This is a genomic window from Falsiroseomonas sp. HW251 (assembly GCF_050563545.1).
In the GTDB taxonomy this organism is placed as follows: domain Bacteria; phylum Pseudomonadota; class Alphaproteobacteria; order Acetobacterales; family Acetobacteraceae; genus Falsiroseomonas.
The window spans coordinates 100,991-117,139 of sequence record NZ_JBNXUM010000015.1; the positions used below are offsets into that span (position 1 = coordinate 100,991).

The window sequence follows — 16,149 nt, forward strand, 5'->3', positions numbered from 1 at the left end:
CTCAGCACTCCTCCCGCAGCACGGGGATCGGCACGGGATTGCCGCCGGAGGGCGGCTTCACGCCGTCCGCGGGATCGGGCGGCGTCGGGCCGTCCACGATGGTGACGCCGACGATCTCCGGCACTTCCCAGCGTTCCAGCGGGACGGTCCCCATGCGCTGCCAGGTGCCGTCCACCAGCGCGGCCAGCGCGATCGCCTCGACGAAGGCGACGCCCTCGACCTGCATCGCGACACCTTCCAGCTCGCGGTCCAGGATGCGGCGGCCGAGCGGCCAGCCCTTGCCGTCGGGCCCATAGGGCGGCAGCGGCGCGAGGTAGCGGCGCAGCACCAGCTCCACCCAGTTGCGCACGGCATCCAGCCCGTAGCCGTCCTTCACGCTGAGCGCGACCGACAGCGCAATGGGCCGGTAGCTCGGCGGAATGACGTAGAGCTCCGTCGTCACCAGGCGCCTGGTGTCGAGCCAGCGGCACACCTGGCGGAGCTGCCAGGTGTCAGGCACCGGCGCCTCGGGGTGCTGCGGGTCGCTGGCGGGCCAGACGACGACGCTGACGACGCCCGCGCGGGGATGCGCGCGGTCCGGCGCGTGGAACAGCGGCAGGCATTCCGCCCGGCCGAGCTGCACGCCCGGCGTCTGCAGCGCGAGCTCCGCGAAGTCGTCGCGCGTCACGGCGCGGTTGCGGCGGCGGAGCTCGCCGGCGATGCGGGTCAAGCCTTCCTCGACGGTCTCGGCATCGGCGCCGCCAGCGGCGGGGAAGGGGTTCGCGATGGCCGGCCCGGCGGCGAGCGGGCGAAGCGCATATGGCGCGCCGTCCGGCATCGGCTGGCCGAGCGCGGCGATCGCCTTGGCCGGCACGTTGCCGGCCGCGCCGCCACCATGCCGGTAGGAAAGGACGCGGATGCGCTCGCCGATCTGCGGAGCCCGCCGGCCGAAGCGGATCGTCCCGGCCTCGGCGTCCACGGTGAAGTGGCGATCGGAGCGGCCGCTGGCGTCGAGGTCGTCCCTTGGCTGCCAGTCCGTCCAACTGCCGGCTTCCTCGACCTGCAAGCGGATCGGGTTGCGCGGATCCACCAGCACGGGACGGTTCGCCAGCGCGAAGGCCTGGCTGGGCTGGCCGTTCCCGGTGCCGAGAAGCTCTGGCGCGGTGGCGATGGATTGGGTCGCCGACAGCGCGTTCAGCCAGATGCCCTGGAGCGTGCCGATCCGGCTGCCATCGGCGCGCCAGACGCGCAGCCAGAACCAGAGCCTGGACGCCTGGTCCGGGTTCTCCAGCACGGGCGGGTAGTCACCGGTGCCCTCGAGGCCCGGCGGGGCAGGCGGCGCGCCAACGGTGGCGAGATCCGCCGGCAGCTCGATCCGCGCGACGCCCTCGGCAGTGAAGCCTTCCGTGCCGTCGGCGGCGACGCGCAGGGGCAACAGGCGCGGCTTGCCCGAGGGCGTCGGCTTCGCGGCGGTGGCGCGCCATTCCAGCGCCGGGCGCGCGGAGGGCGCCTCGCCCGGGCAGGCCGGCACCTCGTCAAGCGCCGGCGTCACCCGCGCGGGCGAGACGCCGACGGTCACCGACACCACGCCGCGCATACCCGGATCGAGCGCGAGGGCGGGGTCCTTCAGCACCGCGATCCAGACGCTGCCGTCGATCGTGTCCGAGAAATCGAGCGGCGGCGTGCTGCCATCCGGCGCCAGCGCCACCGGCCGGTAAGTCACGACGGCGCCGAGCCCGGGCGTCGCATCCGCCACCGCGTCGATCTTGCCCTGCACGACCCCGTGCAGCTCGGGTTCCGTCGCGGCGTCGGGCATCGGCGTGGGCTTGCGGGCGATGGTCACGCAATCCAGCGGCCAGCACGGCGCATCGGCGTCCACGGTGAACACCGTCTTGCCGGCGCGCAGCTGGTCCCCGGCATAGAAGATCACGCCACGGGGCGCGAGCGGCCCGGCCTTGGGTTGCACGCGCAGCAGCGCGGTGGCCGGACACGCCGTCCGCAACGGCAGGTCGAGCAGCTTCAGGAAGGCGAGTTGCGTCGCTTCCGGGATCTGGTTGAAGCGGAACTGAAGCCCTTCGCCGAGGAATGCGAAGAGCTCCAGAAGCGTCACCGCGGGATCGCTGCGGCTGTAGTCCGTCCAGTCGGGGTTGTAGACCGGAATCCGGTCCATCAGCTCGCCGCGGATCTGGTCGAAGCTGCGGTCGTCCAGGACGGGGGGCAGGATCGGCATCGCCTACCTCAACGGCAGCGGATAGATCAGCGTGTCGCGCCTGCCGGTCGCGACATGCGCGTAGCGCAGCGTCACCAGGACCAGCGAGGGGTCGTCGGCCGGCGCGGCCTCGACTTCCACGCCGGTGATGCGCTTCTCCCAGTGGCGCAGCGCGTCGGTGATGGCGCGCTCGATACCGGCGCGGGTCGCGACGCTGTTGGGCTGCATCAGGAACCGCCGCAACCCGCAGCCGAACTCCGGCAGCATCACGCGTTCCCCGGGTTCGGTGTCGAGGATGATGAGGATGGATTGCCGCACCTTCTCCGCGCCCTCGGCGCGCGGCAGGCGGCCCTGGTCGGGGGCCAGCGGCAGGCCGGCGCCGCGGCCGAGCAGTTCGGTGAGCAGGCTGCTCATCCCCGTCCCTCCACAAGGCGCCAGGCGGCTTGGCGGCGCGGTTCATAGACCAGGGCGCCAAACCCGGCGGCGGCGGTCGGCGCGTCCTCGGGGTCGTCCACGCCGTCCGCGAGCGCAGCGTTGTCCGCCATGCCGCGATGCATCGTGCCCAGCGCGTTGTTGGAGAAGGCGTCGAGCCTGTCGCCGGGCGCTTCCACGCCATTGGCCTCAATCTTCGCGCGGAGATTGGCGGTCAGCGCGGCCTGCAATTCGCTCGCCGAGGCCAGGGAGACGCCGTCAACCGAGACCTTGAAGTCCAGATCCAGGTCCACGCTCGGCGGCGTCGCGGCGAGCTTGGCGTCCAGAGCGGCGTCGAACTTCACCTGCGGCGGGATGCAGAAGCGGAACAGCAGCAGGAACCAGAGCTGGAAGACGAAGACCACGATCGGCAGGAAGAGGTTGAGCACGAAGAGCGCGACGATGGTGATCAGCGGGATGGAGAAGAAGCAGACCGCCTTGCCGCCCATCGTCCCGCCGCTCGCCGCGCCGTCCTTCACCTTGGGCGAGAGGTGCTGCGGTTGGATCACCCGTACCGGCGAAAGCTTGCCGCGCGGCCTGGCCGCGATCTGGGCCGCTAGCTCGCGCAGATCCGGCATCTTGATGCTGATCGGGCGGTTGGCGCTGCCCACGGGATCGAACGGCGCGGCGACGCGATAGGGCTCGGTCGGCGCGGACCATACGACCTCGCCGTGGCAATCCGGTACGCGGCCCGTCGGCGGGCAGCACGGCTTGTGGCGGCGGACGAAGCAGCGGATTTCGTAGGTGCTGGCATCCTCGAAGCGGCTGTGGCCGTTGGCGTCGTGCTGCAGGCTGGCCGTCGGGATCAGGCCATAGTTGATCGTGCGGCCCGCGGCGTCGTGGCGGGCGTCGCCCGGCGGGGCAATGAGCGGGAACAGCGGCAGCACATGTTCGCCGGTCTTGGCAGGATCCGCCGCCTCATCGGCCAGCGGCGTCCAGGCACCGCGCGTCCCGGGGCCCGACGTCGCCGGGATCCAGGCCTCGACGCGGACGGTGATGCCGTTCGTGTCGAACCAGCCGTTGAGCTCGGCGCGCTCGGACGCGACGGCGGTCTCGGCGGCCAGGATCGCGGGCGCGAGGGTGCCGTCGGCTTCCATCGCCACCAGGCTCGCCTTGCGCGCCGCGGCGAGGTCGTCGCGCAGCGGCGTCTGCTGCTTCAGCTCCGCCAGCCCGGCCTCGGCGCGACGTAGCGACTGCGCGCGTTCGGCGGCTTCCTTCACCAAGGCCGGCGGGACGACGCGCTGGCGGCGGCGGACGACGAAGCCGGCCTGGCAGAACTCCGCCCGCGGCACGGTCGGGAAACCCGGCACGTCGCAATGCAGCTCGCAGACCACGAGGTAATGACGGTCATGCGCAGGCTGGTAGAGCTTGCGCAGCCCGCTCGGCACCAGCCGCGCGCGGTGCAGCTGGGACAGGATCTCGGGCGTCGTCGCCTCGGCCGGCTTCACCGGCGTGCCGTCCGGCTTCGTCGCGAAGAGCGCGGCGAGCTTGCCCACGAGGTTGCCGCCGGAGACCGCGGGCAGCAGGTCCACGGTCGAGACGACGTCCACCTCCGCGTCGAAGACCAGGCTGTGTTGCGGATCGGCGAGGAAGCCCGGGATGAAACCGGCGCCGGCGAACTTCTGGATCGCCGGCGCAGCGAGCCGGCCATCGGCGGGAAAGGCGGCGCGTGGCCAGCGCCACCAGGGACCCACCAGCTTCCACGGATGCTTCGGGGGGTGCGCGGGCAGGGCTACCATATGTTGCCCGCCCCTGGCGTGTAGCTGGAAGACACGACGGAGGTCGCGATCAGCGTCTGGCACTGCACGATGCCGTCGCACATCACGACCGGCGCATGCAGGTTCACGGCGCTGGCCGTCACCTCCACCGTCGAATTCGCGGTCACGCTGACCTGGCCCGCGACGTTGATGACGATAGTGCAGCCGTTGCTGTGCGCAACGCGCACTTCCTGCGCGGCATTGTCCAGCACCAGCTTGTGGCCGGACGGCATGGACACCGTGACCTTCTCCGCGCCCTGCGTGTCGTCGAACTGAAGCAGGCTGCCCGAGCGCGTCTTCAGCGTGCGGAGATTGTTCGCGGCCTGCGGCGTTTCCGGCAGGCTCGCCCGGCCGTTCCAGCAGGCGCCGAGGATGTAGGGGCGCGCGGGATCCCCGGCCTCGAAGGCCACGACGACCTGGCTGTCCACCTCCGGCAGGATCTGCAGGCCCTGGTCGGCATCGGCGTAGGGGCTCAGCAGCGTGGCCCAGGCGGTGACGCCGCTGCCCTCGCCGAAGCTTGGGAAGCGCACCTTGATGCGGCCGAGATCGTCGGGGTCGACGATGTCCTCGACCAGCGCGGGGAACAGGCCGTGGTGGCGCGCGCGGTCCTCGATCGCGATGCCGTCCGTCATGACGGCGATCCCAGGCCGGCGCGCTCCGCCCAGAACAGGGTGCGGTAGCCGTTCACCAGGTCATAGCGATGCAGGCTGCGCGTCACGCGGTAGCCTTCGCCGGCGAAGATGTCGCCGACGCGCTCGAGCTTCAGTCTCGCGCCGGGGCGGAGGTTCGGCGTGCCGTCTGTCACGCCCTCGGCCTGCACGAAGCGGCGCGCGCGGGAGAGCATGGCGGCGCGCGACCAGGCCCGCGCCTCGGCCGCGGAAAGCGGCACGTCGCGCAGCCGGAAGCTGTCGCGCGTGCCGAAGGCGCTCTCCAGCAGGGACGGACCGGTGCGGCGGCCCTCGGACTCGGAGGTCGCGACAGAGGCCTCGCCATCCTCGGCGATCGTCGCCTTGTCGCCGGCGTCGAAGCCGCCGACCGTCACCTTGCTGCGCTGCTCCGCGAGGTCGGCCCGGATCGCGACGCGGATCAGCGTCGCGCCCTGGATCAGCGTAATGGAGGGGCCATCGCGTCTCCCGCGTTCCGCGACATGGATGCTGCGCTCGTCCAGCCAGATCTCGCCGGCGAGCCGAGCCGCCTGGTCGCGCAGGAAGGCCAGGTCCGTCTGGTTCCACTGCTGCAGCATTTTCTGCGCGGGGCCATCGAGGTCCACGCTGGCGGAAAGGCCGTGCTGCGCGGCGATGCCCTGCGCGATGTCCTCGATCGTCGCGTTCTCCCAGGTGCGGAAGCGGCGCGTCATGCGGAGGTCCATCAGTCGGTCCTCGGCGCGGACATGCAGCTGGGGCTCGCGGCCCTGCTCCATCTCCAGCTCGATCGCGCTGATGCGGCCTTCGAAGACGCGGTCCTGCGCGCCGGCGCGGCCCATCCGGACCTCAATGACCTTGCCGAAATCCAGCACCCGGCCATCGAGCCAGAGCAGCGATTCGTCGCGCTCGCCGCGTGTGGGGCCGATGGCGGAGAGGGTGAAGCGCAGGCTCGCCATGCCCTCCGTGCTCTCCTCGACCTCCAGCTCCAGCAGGTCGCGGGAGAGCTCCATCCGGTCCTGCCCGTCCACGCGGAAGCCGGGCTGGGACGAGGCGAAGAGGATGGCCTGGCCGTCGGGCATGGCTCAGTCGTCCTGGTCGCGCGGGGCAAGCCGCGCGCGGTCGCGCGCGAAGGCGGCAAGGCCCAGGCGCCAGCGCAGCATCTCCGGCGCGCTGGGCGGGGCGGGGGTGGGCGTCGGCTCGGGCTGCGAGGTACCGCGCGTGCCTTCGCCCTCGATCTCGACGGTGCTGCTGACCTGGCCAATGGAGACGGGCATGGCTCAGTCTCCGCAGCCGCAGCCGGCGCGGCGTCGCGCCGGGGACAGCGTGACGGGCCGCGGCTGCAGCGCCTGCCAGCCCGGCCGGGTGGGATCGGCCGTGATCGGCGCGCTGCCGCTGCCGCCGACGAGCGGGCGTAGCGGCACGCCGTTGCCATAGCTGCGTCCCGCGGCATCGGCGCCGGGCTGCGGCGCGAGGCCGAAGTCGGCGGCGCTGGACGCCGCCGCGGCGGCATGAGCGCTGCGCTTCGCCGTGGTGGCGGAGCCCGTCACGCCCCCTGCGCGCGCCAGCGCCTGTCCCGCGATGACGGGGTTCGACGCCGACGCGGCGGAGGAGGGCGCCCCGCCGCCCGCGCGCAGGCTGGCGGGCAGCGCGACTTCCTGGCCGGCCGGCAGCGACTGCGGATCCGTCACGCCGTTCGCCAGCGCGCGCCAGGCCGTGGGATCGAGGCCGGCGCGCGCGGCGAGCTGCGCCAGGCTCTCGCCGGGCAGCGCTTCGGCGACCGCGGCGGGCGATCCGCCGCCGCTGGTGCCCGGCGTGCCGGGCGGCAGGCCAGCCTGCGCACCGCCAGGGCCGCCCCCGTTCGCCGCGGGCGGCACCAGCGGATCGTAGCGATAGGCGGGGTCCTGGCCCTTGATCTGCACCGCCACCTTGGCGCGCAGCGGCGTGCCGTCGGCGGCGAAGAGCTCGAGGTCGATATTCGCGCTCTCCATCACGCCCTGGACGAGCACGCTGCCCCATCGGAACTGCACCCGCGGCGGCGACTGGCCGGCGGGCGTCGCATCGCGCGGACGGACGAACTTCTCGACGGTCTGGGTGCGCTTCGTGACCGGGATGGGCTTGTCCGTCTCGCCCTCGTCGGCCGTGTCGAAATAGAGGTCGAAGCTGACGGTCACCTCGCCCGTGCCGGGCTTCTGCTTGGCCTGCGAGCCCGGCTGGTTGCCGCCGGCGGTCCTGTTGGCGATGGCGATGCGCAGCGTCGCAGGGTTGAACTGCACGTCCACGGGCTGCCCGATCTCGCTGCCCTTCGCGTCGCCCGAGATCTCGCAGAGCTGCGCCTTGACGAGCTTCGTCATGCGCGACCCCGCCGTGCCGGGACGCAGCGCAGTCCCTCATGCGCGATGTGCAGCTCCTCGATCGCGACCTCCCCGGACTTGCCGCTGAGGTCCGGGCCCTTGAGCTTGGCGGGCAGGCCGCGTTCGAAGACCCAGGTCGCCCGAACCGTGTTGTCCGGGCTCTTGACGTAGATGATGCCGTCGAAACGCGGCGTGGGGCGCTCGCCGTTCACCACGGCCTGGATCCATTCCCAGAAGGCGGTGTCGGCCTCGGCGTCCTCGTCGGTCTCTCCGGACGGGGTGAAGAACAGGCCGCGCTTCAGGACCAGCGGCGTCGCCTTCACGCGGCCGATGCGGCGCACCACGCCGTTGTTGCGCCCGCCCTCGTTGATATCCTGCATCTCCATCTCGAGCTCGAGCCCCGTCACTTCCTGGAAACCGCCATTGCCGAGGAGGTCGCCCCCAGCCGGCGGTTCGATCGCATCGCCAGCGCCGAGCAGGCGCTGGCTTCCCGCGGTGACCGTGGAGGAGCGGAGCAGCGTGACCTCGAAGCGGAAGGCGGGCAGCAGGCGCGGCTCCATCTATCCCTCCAGGCCGAGCGTGCCGTCGCCGTCGCGGAGCAGCCGCAGCACGATGAATTCCAGCGGCTCGACCGGGGCGACGCCGATCTCGACGACGATCCACCCGCGGTCGGCGAGCACGCGTTCGTTCAGGACGCGGACGAAGAAGGCCTGCTGCTCGTTCGCGCCGGCGAAGGCGCCGGCCCGGAACAGGCTGCGCAGCAGGCCCTCGATGGCGTGGCGCAGGTCGCGGGCGAGCTTCGGGCCGTTCGGCTCGAACACCGCCCACTGCATCTCCTGCAGCAGCGTCCGGCGCAGCATCAGGATCAGCCGCCGCACCGACAGCTGCCGCCATTGCGGATCGCGGGAGAGCGTGCGCGCGCCGGTCAGGCGGATGCCGTCGGGATCGCGGAGGAAGCAGTTGAGCCCCTGCGGGTGGAACGCCTCGGCCAGCGCGAAGGGCACGGGCTCCACCAGGTCCACGATGCCCGCCGCGATCTCGTTGGCGGGGCCGGCCTGCAGGCCCTGCGCGATCTCCTTGCGCGCGACAATGCCGGCCGCGAGCGCGCTCGGCGGCAGCGGGCGCGGCCCGGCGGCGAGCGCCCCGCGCGCGGCGCGCAGCCACGGATGGTAGGCCGCGCACCAGGAGGTGTCGAAGCGCGCGCGCCAGCGCTCGGCCTGGCCGCGTGTCAGGCCTGGCGGCACGTCCACGAGCGCGATCAGCGACTGCGTGGCATCGCAGAAGGCGATCAGGTCTGATTGCAGCCGCGCTATGGTTTCGAGATCGTCGTTACGACGGGGATCGAGGATGAGGCCGGCCAATGCATCGGCGGGAACCGCGTCCGGCGCGGGCGGACGGAGGGTCGTCACGCACGCGCCGAAGGTCGCGCCGGCGTCCGACGGATCGTCAGGCGGCGCGGGCTGCGTGGCGCGGGCCCAGCAGGCCGGTACATAAAGGTCGGGCACGATGAGCTGCGTCGCGTCGGGGATGCGGGCCAGTGCGGCGATGCCCTCGCCGGGGTCCTCCTCGGCCGGGGACCAGGTCGCGTCGAGGAAGTCGGCCGGCGTGATCTCCTCCCAGAAGTCCTTGCCGCCCGTGAAGCCGTCGTGGCGGGAGCGGAGGAGCTCGACGCCGGGCCCGGCGGGCAGCAGACGCTGGTCGGCCCAGCCGAAATCCGGCCAGGCCAGCTCGCTTTCCGCGCAGAGGACGGACGCGATCCAGCGGGGATGCGTGGAGTCCAGCGCCAGGCCGTCGAAGCGTTCCTCCCGCCCCGCGCCGTCGCGCAGGACGAGGGAGGCGGTGATGACATCGGCGGCGTCGGGCTGCGCGGCAGGCGCGGGATCCAGCGTGAGCCGCCAGCGCGTCGCCTTGCCCTCGGGGTCGCGATGTTCCGTCAGGTCGGTGACGAAGGCGAAGCTGCGGGCCGTGCCGAAGGCGAGTTGCAGCAGCGTGCCCGGCGCGATCGCGGGCCGGTCCAGTTCCAGCTTGCCGGCGGCGCCGCCGAAGCGCAGCGGCGCACGGTCGAAGCGGGCTTCCGCGGTCAGCGCATCGCCCCAGCGCCCCTGGTCGCGCGCGCGCAGCAGAAGGCCGGTGTCGAAGGCGCCGGTGAGCGTCGCTGTCGCGCGGCCTTCCGTCGCCGGTGCGCCGCGCGGCGCGACGATGCGGACGATGTGCGCGCGCCGGCCGCCCTGTTCGAAGAAAGTGGCGACGGCCTGCGGCAGCAGGCCCGGGCCTTCGAAGCCGCCGAAGCGGCGGCGGTAGTCGTCGAAGCCGGAGACCGCGACCGCGACGCTGCGGCGCCGCGGCAGGGCGGGATCGCAGAGCCGCCAGGCCTCCGGCCGCTTCGGATCGGGCACGGGCACGTAAGCCGGTCCGCGCGGCGCGACGCCGACGAAGGCCGCGACATCCATGCGCTGCGGCCCGAGCGAGGGCGCCGGCGCCGCCCGCAGTAGATACAGGCCCGGCGCGCCCGGCGGCAGCCGCGTCGTCGCGACCACGCCGTCAAACACGCCGAGCGTGCCCGCATCACTCATAGACGATGCCTTCGTGGACGAGATGGAGCTCCTCCATCGCGACCTCGCCGCCGCCCTTCGCGGCCAGCGTCGGGCCAACCCATTTCTTCGGCTGCGCGTTGCGCAGGCGGAAAACGGCGACGGGGTTGCGCGCCTCGTCCATCAGCGTGATCGCGACGTTGCGCGGCTGGTAGGCGCCCTCACGCACGCGCTTAATCCACTCGAACAGCTTCGTGGACCCGACCAGGCCGCGCTTCAGGGTCACATCGTCCTGCTTGAAGGTATTGGGCACCTTCCGCAGCGTGTTCTCCTTGTCGTTGCCGTTACGGTAGTCCGAGTAGTTGATCTCCACCCCGAGGCCGGAGGCGTCGGAGAAGCCGCCGAACAGCGTCTCCTCGGGGTCGTTCGCGTCCTGCAGGCTGACCAGGAAGTTGAAGGCGCCATACGGGTTGTCGCGTGTGGTGGCCATTGTCGCGCTCCTTCATTCCCTCTCGGTCAGCTCTTCTGGTCGGCCGTCCACTGGCCGACGCGGAAGATGACGAATTCGGCGGGGCGCGAGGGCGCGATGCCGACCAGGCAGATCATCCGACCGTTGTCGAGGTCGTTCTGCGTCATCGTCGTGCGGTCGCAGCGGACGAAATAGGCCTGCTCCGGCTTGTCGCCGATCAGCGCGCCGTCGCGCCACAGCACGAACAGGAAGTCCTCCACGGTCTGGCGGATGTTGCGCCAGAGCCGTTCGTTGTTCGGCTCGAACACCGCCCATTGTGTCGCCTTGTCCAGGCTGTGCTCGACATAGATGAAGAGCCGCCGGACGTTGACGTATTTCCACTCGGGGTCGCTGCTCATCGTGCGCGCGCCCCACACGCGGTTGCCGCGGCCGTCAAAGAAGCGGAGGCAGTTGATGCCTTCGGGGTTCAGCACTTCCTGGCGCGGCGTGTTGATGTTGATCTCGAAGCGCGTCAGGCCGCGCACCACCTCGTTCGCCGGCGCCTTGTGCACGCCGCGCTCGACGTCGTTGCGGGCATAGATGCCGGTGACGAAGCCCGACGGGGGCAGCAGCAGGCGCCGCAGGGGCACGCCGGGCACCTGCGGCGAGAGCGGGTCGAGGATCTCGATCCAGGGGTGGTAGAGCGCGGCGTACTTGCTGTCGAAGCCGCCGCGGAAGTTGCGGATCTCGTTGATCGAGCTACCCTGCTCGCCATCCACCACGGCGATGCGGTAGCGGCAGCGTTCGGCATGGCCGATCAGGCTGCCGGCGATGGCCATGACGACGTCCTTCGCCGTGTTGCCGCCGGCGGCCGGCACGGCGACGATCGCGATGTCGTCGATCTCGCCGAGCGCATTGAGCCCGGTCGCGGTGATCTTCGCATTGTCGGGATCGGCTTCCTTCCCCTCGATGTCGATCTGCTGGGGCGGCGCGGCGCCGTCCGTCCCACCGCCGAGCCGCTTGTTCGGGGTGCCCGTCAGGCCCGCCATCAGCCGCGCCGGCGCGAAGGGGTCGACGCCGAGGTCGGGCGTCCACTCCAACCTGACCACGGCGTCCTCGTCGGCCGGGTCGTCCTGCTCGAGCACCTTGCCGACGTAGCGGCGCTGGTCGGGATGCGCGGCGAGCTCGGTGTAGGTGTCCAGCCGGTCGGGGGTGACGCGGACCTCCACCTGCAGCTCGACGAGATAGACATGCATGTCGCCGATCGCGTCGGGCAGGGCGACGGTCGCGCCCGCGCTGTTGACGAAGCTCTGCTTCCCGTTCGCGTCCACCTGCACGACGAAGAGCCTGGTTTCGTCGAGCGGCGCGTTCTGCTTCGGCAGGTCCTTGGGCAGGGCGGGAAGCGGGTTGATCAGTTCCACCACGGCGCCGGCACGCGCGCGCTGCAGCTGCACCCCCCAGGTGCTTCGCTGCAGGATGTCGTCGGGATCGGCGGCATACTTGATCGCGATGTTCTTGCTGCGCACCGGGCGGACATTCACCAGCACGTTGCCGGCGCGCCCGGGCCAGCGCGCATGCCAGCGCGCCGTGCCGCTGCTCGTCGCGACATCCATCTTCGCGGTCGCGCCGGCCGCGCTGCCGTTGAACGTGCGCGCAATATAGAGCCGCTTGCCGCCATTGGCGAAGAAGGCGCGCACCGCATGGGCGAGGTAGTTCGTCACCTCCGTGCCGTCATCGTAGAGCAGCGGGTCCAGCCCGCCATGCACGCGTTCGTACTCGGTGAAGGAGGTGACGAGCCGCGGCCGCACGCCGTTGGCGCCGGGCAGCGGACCGAAGCGGGTGGGGCCGACGAAGCCCGTGGTGCTGGTGGGCACGCCCTCGATGGATTTCGAGCGGAAGCTGACCTCCTCGACGAACACCCCGGGTGCGAGATACTCGGGCATCTCTGTCTCCTTCGCGCTCAGGGTAGGGTCAGGGTCGCGTCGGCGCCGGACACGACGGTGGAGAAGGGCAGCGCGACGATGCGCGACACGCTGCGGGTGAAGGCGGGCGGGATGGCCTCGCCGCGAAGGACGGGGCCGTCCGCGGTCTCGCCGGCATCCTCGACCGGCAGGCCGGCCAGCGGGTCGGGTCCATCCAGCGGCGGCGGCGTGGCGGGGCCGAAGGCCCAGAGACGGATCTGCGCGGCGGGCGGCAGCTGCGCGCCGGAGACCGCGCGCGGGCCCAGCACCAGCAGGTAGTCGCCGCGGTCGTCCGCCATGCCGCGGCCGACGACGCGGGCCTGCGGCAGGTTCTGCTGGTTGGCCGGCATGGTCGCGATCACGCGCGCCCAGGGCATCGGCGTCGTTGCATCGTGCATCACGCGGCCGCGGAGCGCGGTCGCCGCCCCGATCAGCGGGAAGGTGGCGCCTGGGAACAGCCGGCAGGCCCGCGCATTGGCCCGGCCCGTCACCGGCACGCCGGCCGCCAGCGTCGGGCGCAGCTTCAGCCGGCGGGGCACGTGGCGCCTTGCATCGCGCCGCGCATCCCAGCGCGCGTTTGCGCCGGCGGCGTCCGCATGGAGGCGGACGACCCAGTCGCCGGCGACGCCGCGCTGGACCGCGAGGTCCATCAGCCGCCGCACACGCCCCGCCCAGGCCAGCGCGAAGCGTGTGCCGCCATGCGCATCCAGCCGGCGGTCCGGCGTAAATGCGAAGGGCCCGATGCTCTCGAGCTCCGCCACCAGCGGCCCGCCCGCCGCGAGCCCCGACACGGCGTCGCGGCAATCCAGGCCGAGCGCCAGGCGATGCCGCAGTTCCGACACGACGCGCACGTTCTCGGGCGTCAGCATGCGGGCGGCGTCGCTCATGCCGTCACCCCGATACGAAGATTCGCGTCGGTCACCGGCGGCGCGTTCCGTGCCTCCCGTGTCGCGATGCGCACGACCCGCGCGACATAGGGCACGCTGACGCGGTAGTCCGTCGGCAGGCTGTCGAAGGTGCGCATCAGCGCCTCCGTCGAGACTTCCTCCATCATGAGGTGCACGGCCTCGCCGGCGGGGGGCTGGGGCTCGTCGGCGAAGGGGATGGGCGGCTGGTAGAGCAGGGGGCCGGTCAGCGTCGGCGTCGTCTCGAGCGCCTGCATGGCGCGGCCGAGGATGAGCTGCTCGTGCTCCGCGTTGTCGGCCCAGGGCGTCAGCAGGAAATGCAATGCGACGGCGAGCTGGCCGCGGCCCTCGCCGACGCCGGCGGCGGACCAGGCCGCGCGCATCGTGCGGTCGAAATCCACGCGGTAGAGGAAGATGGACAGCGCGTTGTTGCCGATGGCGCTCGGCACGTTGATCGGCTTGAGGTCGTCCGTGCGGATCAGCACGGCACGAGATTGCTGGCCGTTGACGGGCTGGCGGTCGGCGAATGCGGCGTTCAGCATCCGCTCCAGGCTCTTGCCCACTGCCGCGATGCTGCCGTAACCCGCCATGGCCTAGGCCGTCCCGCCGGGCGGGGCGGCGCCCCAGACCACGCTGCCGTCGCCGAGGCGGCGTGACCGCGCGACGCCCGTAGCCTCCAGCCGCTCCAGCGCGGCCTGCACGATGGCGGGATGGCGTTCGCCGATGCGCGGCGCCAACCACCAGCGACGGATCCCTTCCGCGCTGTCGGCCGCGCGCGGCTGCGCGGCGAGATGATCGGCGATCTCGGCGGCGACCAAGCTGACCTCGTCCTCGATCCCTGGGCTCACCGGCGGACTCCGGCTTACGCGGGGATCAGGGCAAGGGGCGTGCCAAGGGAGTCAGGCCGTTGAAATCGCGGGATTCCGGTGTGATTCCGGCGTGTGCCTGAGGCGCCGGCGCCGCAGCCGCGCGGGGCCAGGCCGTTGGCGGCGCGAGAGAAAGGGGGTGGGGCGCCGGCGCCTCACCCCTCAGCGCGGCGGGCGCCGGTTCGGCGGCGGCGGGCCCCGGCGCGGCGCGTCGCGCGGTGTGTCTCGCGGAGCGCCGCGCGGGCTGTCCTGCGCCGCGCCGCGCGCTACATGCCGCGGCGCGCGCCCGGCCTGCATCGGCGCGATCGCGATGTCCTCGTCGTCCGCGTCGCTGTGGCGCGCGGCGGCGGCGAAGCGCGCGGCGGCCCAGGGCGCGATCTCCACCAGCGTCTCGCGGTCGCCGACCTGGATGCGCCCGACCTCCTGCCGCGTGACATGGCCGCGGCGGCAGAGGAAGGGCAGCAGCCAGCGCGGATCGGCGTTGCGGTTGCGCCCGACCGACAGGCGGAACCACAGGCCCTCGGCGCCGCCGACCGGCCTCTCCTCGCGCCGCGGCGGGGCGGGGGCGGGCTCGGGCTCCAATTCCTCAGGCGCGGGCAGGGCAGAGCCCAGCGCGCGCACCAGCGCGGCGGCGACGGCCTCCGGCGAATGGGCGGCCAGCACGGCGCGGCCGAGGTCGAGCGCCTCGGGCTCCACCGCGCCGGCGGCGGCGATGGCGTCCTGCACCAGGCGCTCGGCGTCGCGGGCGCGGATGGCGTCTGCGTCGGGCGGGGCGGACCATTCGGCGGCGATGCGCGCGGCCGTCAGCAGTCGTTCCACGATGCGCCGGCGGGGATGCGGGACGAGCAGCACGGAGACGCCCTTCTTCCCCGCACGGCCGGTCCGGCCGGAGCGGTGCAGCAGTGTTTCCTTGTCGCGCGGCAGGTCGGCGTGCACGACCAGGCCGAGATCGGGCAGGTCTATCCCGCGTGCCGCGACGTCCGTCGCGACGCAGATCTGCGCTCGGCGGTCGCGCAGCGCCTGCAGCGCGCGGTTCCGCTCGGCCTGGGTGAGCTCGCCGGACATGGCCACCGCGTTGAAGCCGCGCTCCGTCAGGTTGCCATGCAGGCGGGCGACGGCGGCGCGGGTGGCGCAGAAGACGATCGCGCGTTCCTCCTGCCAGCGCAGGATGTTCACCAGCGCGCGCTCGGCCTCTCGCGGGGCGACGACATAGCAGCGATAGGCGATGTCGCGATGCGCGCCCTCGGCGGTCGCGGCGATGCGCAGCGCGTCGCGCTGGTACTGCTTCGCCAAGGCGGCGATCTCGCGCGGGATGGTCGCGGAAAACAGCAGCGTGCGGCGCGTTTCGGGCGTGACGTCGAGGATGGCCTCGAGCTCCTCCCTGAAGCCCATGTCGAGCATCTCGTCGGCCTCGTCGAGGACTGCGACGCGCAGGTCGGAGAGGTCGAGGTTGTTGCGCTCGAGATGGTCGCGGAGACGTCCGGGCGTGCCGACCACGATATGGGCGCCCATGTCGAGCGCGCGGCGCTCGGCGCGGGGATCGGTGCCGCCAACGCAGGCAACGACCCGCGCGCCGGTGGGCGCGTAGAGCCAGGCAAGCTCGGCCTGGACCTGCAGGGCGAGTTCGCGGGTCGGGGCGATGGCGAGCGCGAGCGGGTTGCGGGCAGGCGGAAGGCGTTCGGCATCGCCCAGCAGGTCCGGGGCGAAGGCCAGGCCAAAAGCGACGGTCTTGCCGGAGCCGGTCTGCGCAGAGACGAGCAGGTCGCGGGATGCTGTCTCCGGCGCCAGGATTGCGGCCTGAACGGGGGTGGGATCGGCATAGCCGCGGGCGGCAAGCGCCTGGGCGAGGGGGGCCGGGAGGGTGGGGAAGGGCATGGTGGGCGGGGGTATAGCGCTTGCGAGAGGCGACGACCTCCCCCGGTCAACGCTTCCCTCCCCCGCGCTGGCGGCTCCCTCGCCCGCAAGCGGGGGAGGGATGGGGCGGGGGTGCGGAGGATCAGAACGACGCGTTGACGAAGCACCCCCAC

Annotated in this window: 15 protein-coding genes; all 15 read right to left on the bottom strand. The window is 72.5% G+C overall.

All coding sequences use genetic code 11. The features are described 5' to 3' along the window. Position 1: 1 nt before the first annotated feature. Positions 2-2,209, bottom strand: a complete 2,208-nt coding sequence (locus tag ACLF3M_RS18905) for a putative baseplate assembly protein (RefSeq protein ID WP_430658523.1) — start codon at positions 2,207-2,209, stop codon at positions 2-4. A gap of 3 nt (positions 2,210-2,212) precedes the next feature. Continuing rightward, the gene (locus ACLF3M_RS18910) at positions 2,213-2,602 is read right to left on the bottom strand and encodes a GPW/gp25 family protein (RefSeq protein WP_430658524.1); all 390 of its coding nucleotides are present in this window, start codon (positions 2,600-2,602) and stop codon (positions 2,213-2,215) included. Then, the gene (locus ACLF3M_RS18915; RefSeq protein ID WP_430658525.1) at positions 2,599-4,398 is read right to left on the bottom strand and encodes a hypothetical protein; all 1,800 of its coding nucleotides are present in this window, start codon (positions 4,396-4,398) and stop codon (positions 2,599-2,601) included. Before ACLF3M_RS18915 ends, ACLF3M_RS18910 begins: the two co-directional genes overlap by 4 nt. Continuing rightward, a complete protein-coding gene (locus tag ACLF3M_RS18920) occupies positions 4,392-5,048 on the bottom strand; it encodes a phage baseplate assembly protein V (protein ID WP_430658526.1) in 657 nt (218 codons plus the stop codon). The genes ACLF3M_RS18915 and ACLF3M_RS18920 overlap by 7 nt, the downstream gene beginning before the upstream one ends. Next, positions 5,045-6,139 (bottom strand): phage late control D family protein, encoded by a 1,095-nt coding sequence (locus ACLF3M_RS18925; RefSeq protein ID WP_430658527.1) that lies wholly within the window; start codon positions 6,137-6,139, stop codon positions 5,045-5,047. Before ACLF3M_RS18925 ends, ACLF3M_RS18920 begins: the two co-directional genes overlap by 4 nt. A 3-nt stretch (positions 6,140-6,142) precedes the next feature. Beyond that, positions 6,143-6,334, bottom strand: coding sequence for a hypothetical protein (locus tag ACLF3M_RS18930; protein ID WP_430658528.1), 192 nt, complete (start codon positions 6,332-6,334; stop codon positions 6,143-6,145). Positions 6,335-6,337: 3 nt separating this feature from the next. Beyond that, positions 6,338-7,411: a hypothetical protein gene (locus ACLF3M_RS18935; RefSeq protein ID WP_430658529.1), complete on the bottom strand. Its 1,074-nt coding sequence runs from the start codon at positions 7,409-7,411 to the stop codon at positions 6,338-6,340. Beyond that, positions 7,408-7,971, bottom strand: coding sequence for a phage tail protein (locus ACLF3M_RS18940; RefSeq protein ID WP_430658530.1), 564 nt, complete (start codon positions 7,969-7,971; stop codon positions 7,408-7,410). Before ACLF3M_RS18940 ends, ACLF3M_RS18935 begins: the two co-directional genes overlap by 4 nt. Continuing rightward, complete coding sequence (locus ACLF3M_RS18945; RefSeq protein WP_430658531.1) at positions 7,972-9,984, bottom strand: phage tail sheath family protein; 2,013 nt, start codon at positions 9,982-9,984, stop codon at positions 7,972-7,974. It abuts the gene before it with no gap. Next, positions 9,977-10,432, bottom strand: coding sequence for a phage tail protein (locus tag ACLF3M_RS18950; protein ID WP_430658532.1), 456 nt, complete (start codon positions 10,430-10,432; stop codon positions 9,977-9,979). The genes ACLF3M_RS18945 and ACLF3M_RS18950 overlap by 8 nt, the downstream gene beginning before the upstream one ends. A gap of 26 nt (positions 10,433-10,458) precedes the next feature. Continuing rightward, positions 10,459-12,333: a phage tail sheath family protein gene (locus tag ACLF3M_RS18955; RefSeq protein ID WP_430658533.1), complete on the bottom strand. Its 1,875-nt coding sequence runs from the start codon at positions 12,331-12,333 to the stop codon at positions 10,459-10,461. A 17-nt stretch (positions 12,334-12,350) separates the two neighbouring features. Then, the gene (locus ACLF3M_RS18960; RefSeq protein WP_430658534.1) at positions 12,351-13,238 is read right to left on the bottom strand and encodes a hypothetical protein; all 888 of its coding nucleotides are present in this window, start codon (positions 13,236-13,238) and stop codon (positions 12,351-12,353) included. Then, on the bottom strand, positions 13,235-13,846 hold the full coding sequence (locus tag ACLF3M_RS18965) for a DUF4255 domain-containing protein (protein WP_430658535.1): 612 nt from the start codon (positions 13,844-13,846) through the stop codon (positions 13,235-13,237). The genes ACLF3M_RS18960 and ACLF3M_RS18965 overlap by 4 nt, the downstream gene beginning before the upstream one ends. A 3-nt stretch (positions 13,847-13,849) precedes the next feature. Then, positions 13,850-14,104, bottom strand: coding sequence for a hypothetical protein (locus tag ACLF3M_RS18970; protein WP_430658536.1), 255 nt, complete (start codon positions 14,102-14,104; stop codon positions 13,850-13,852). A 180-nt stretch (positions 14,105-14,284) separates the two neighbouring features. Next, positions 14,285-15,997 (bottom strand): DEAD/DEAH box helicase, encoded by a 1,713-nt coding sequence (locus ACLF3M_RS18975; RefSeq protein ID WP_430658537.1) that lies wholly within the window; start codon positions 15,995-15,997, stop codon positions 14,285-14,287. Between the last annotated feature and the right edge of the window lie 152 nt (positions 15,998-16,149).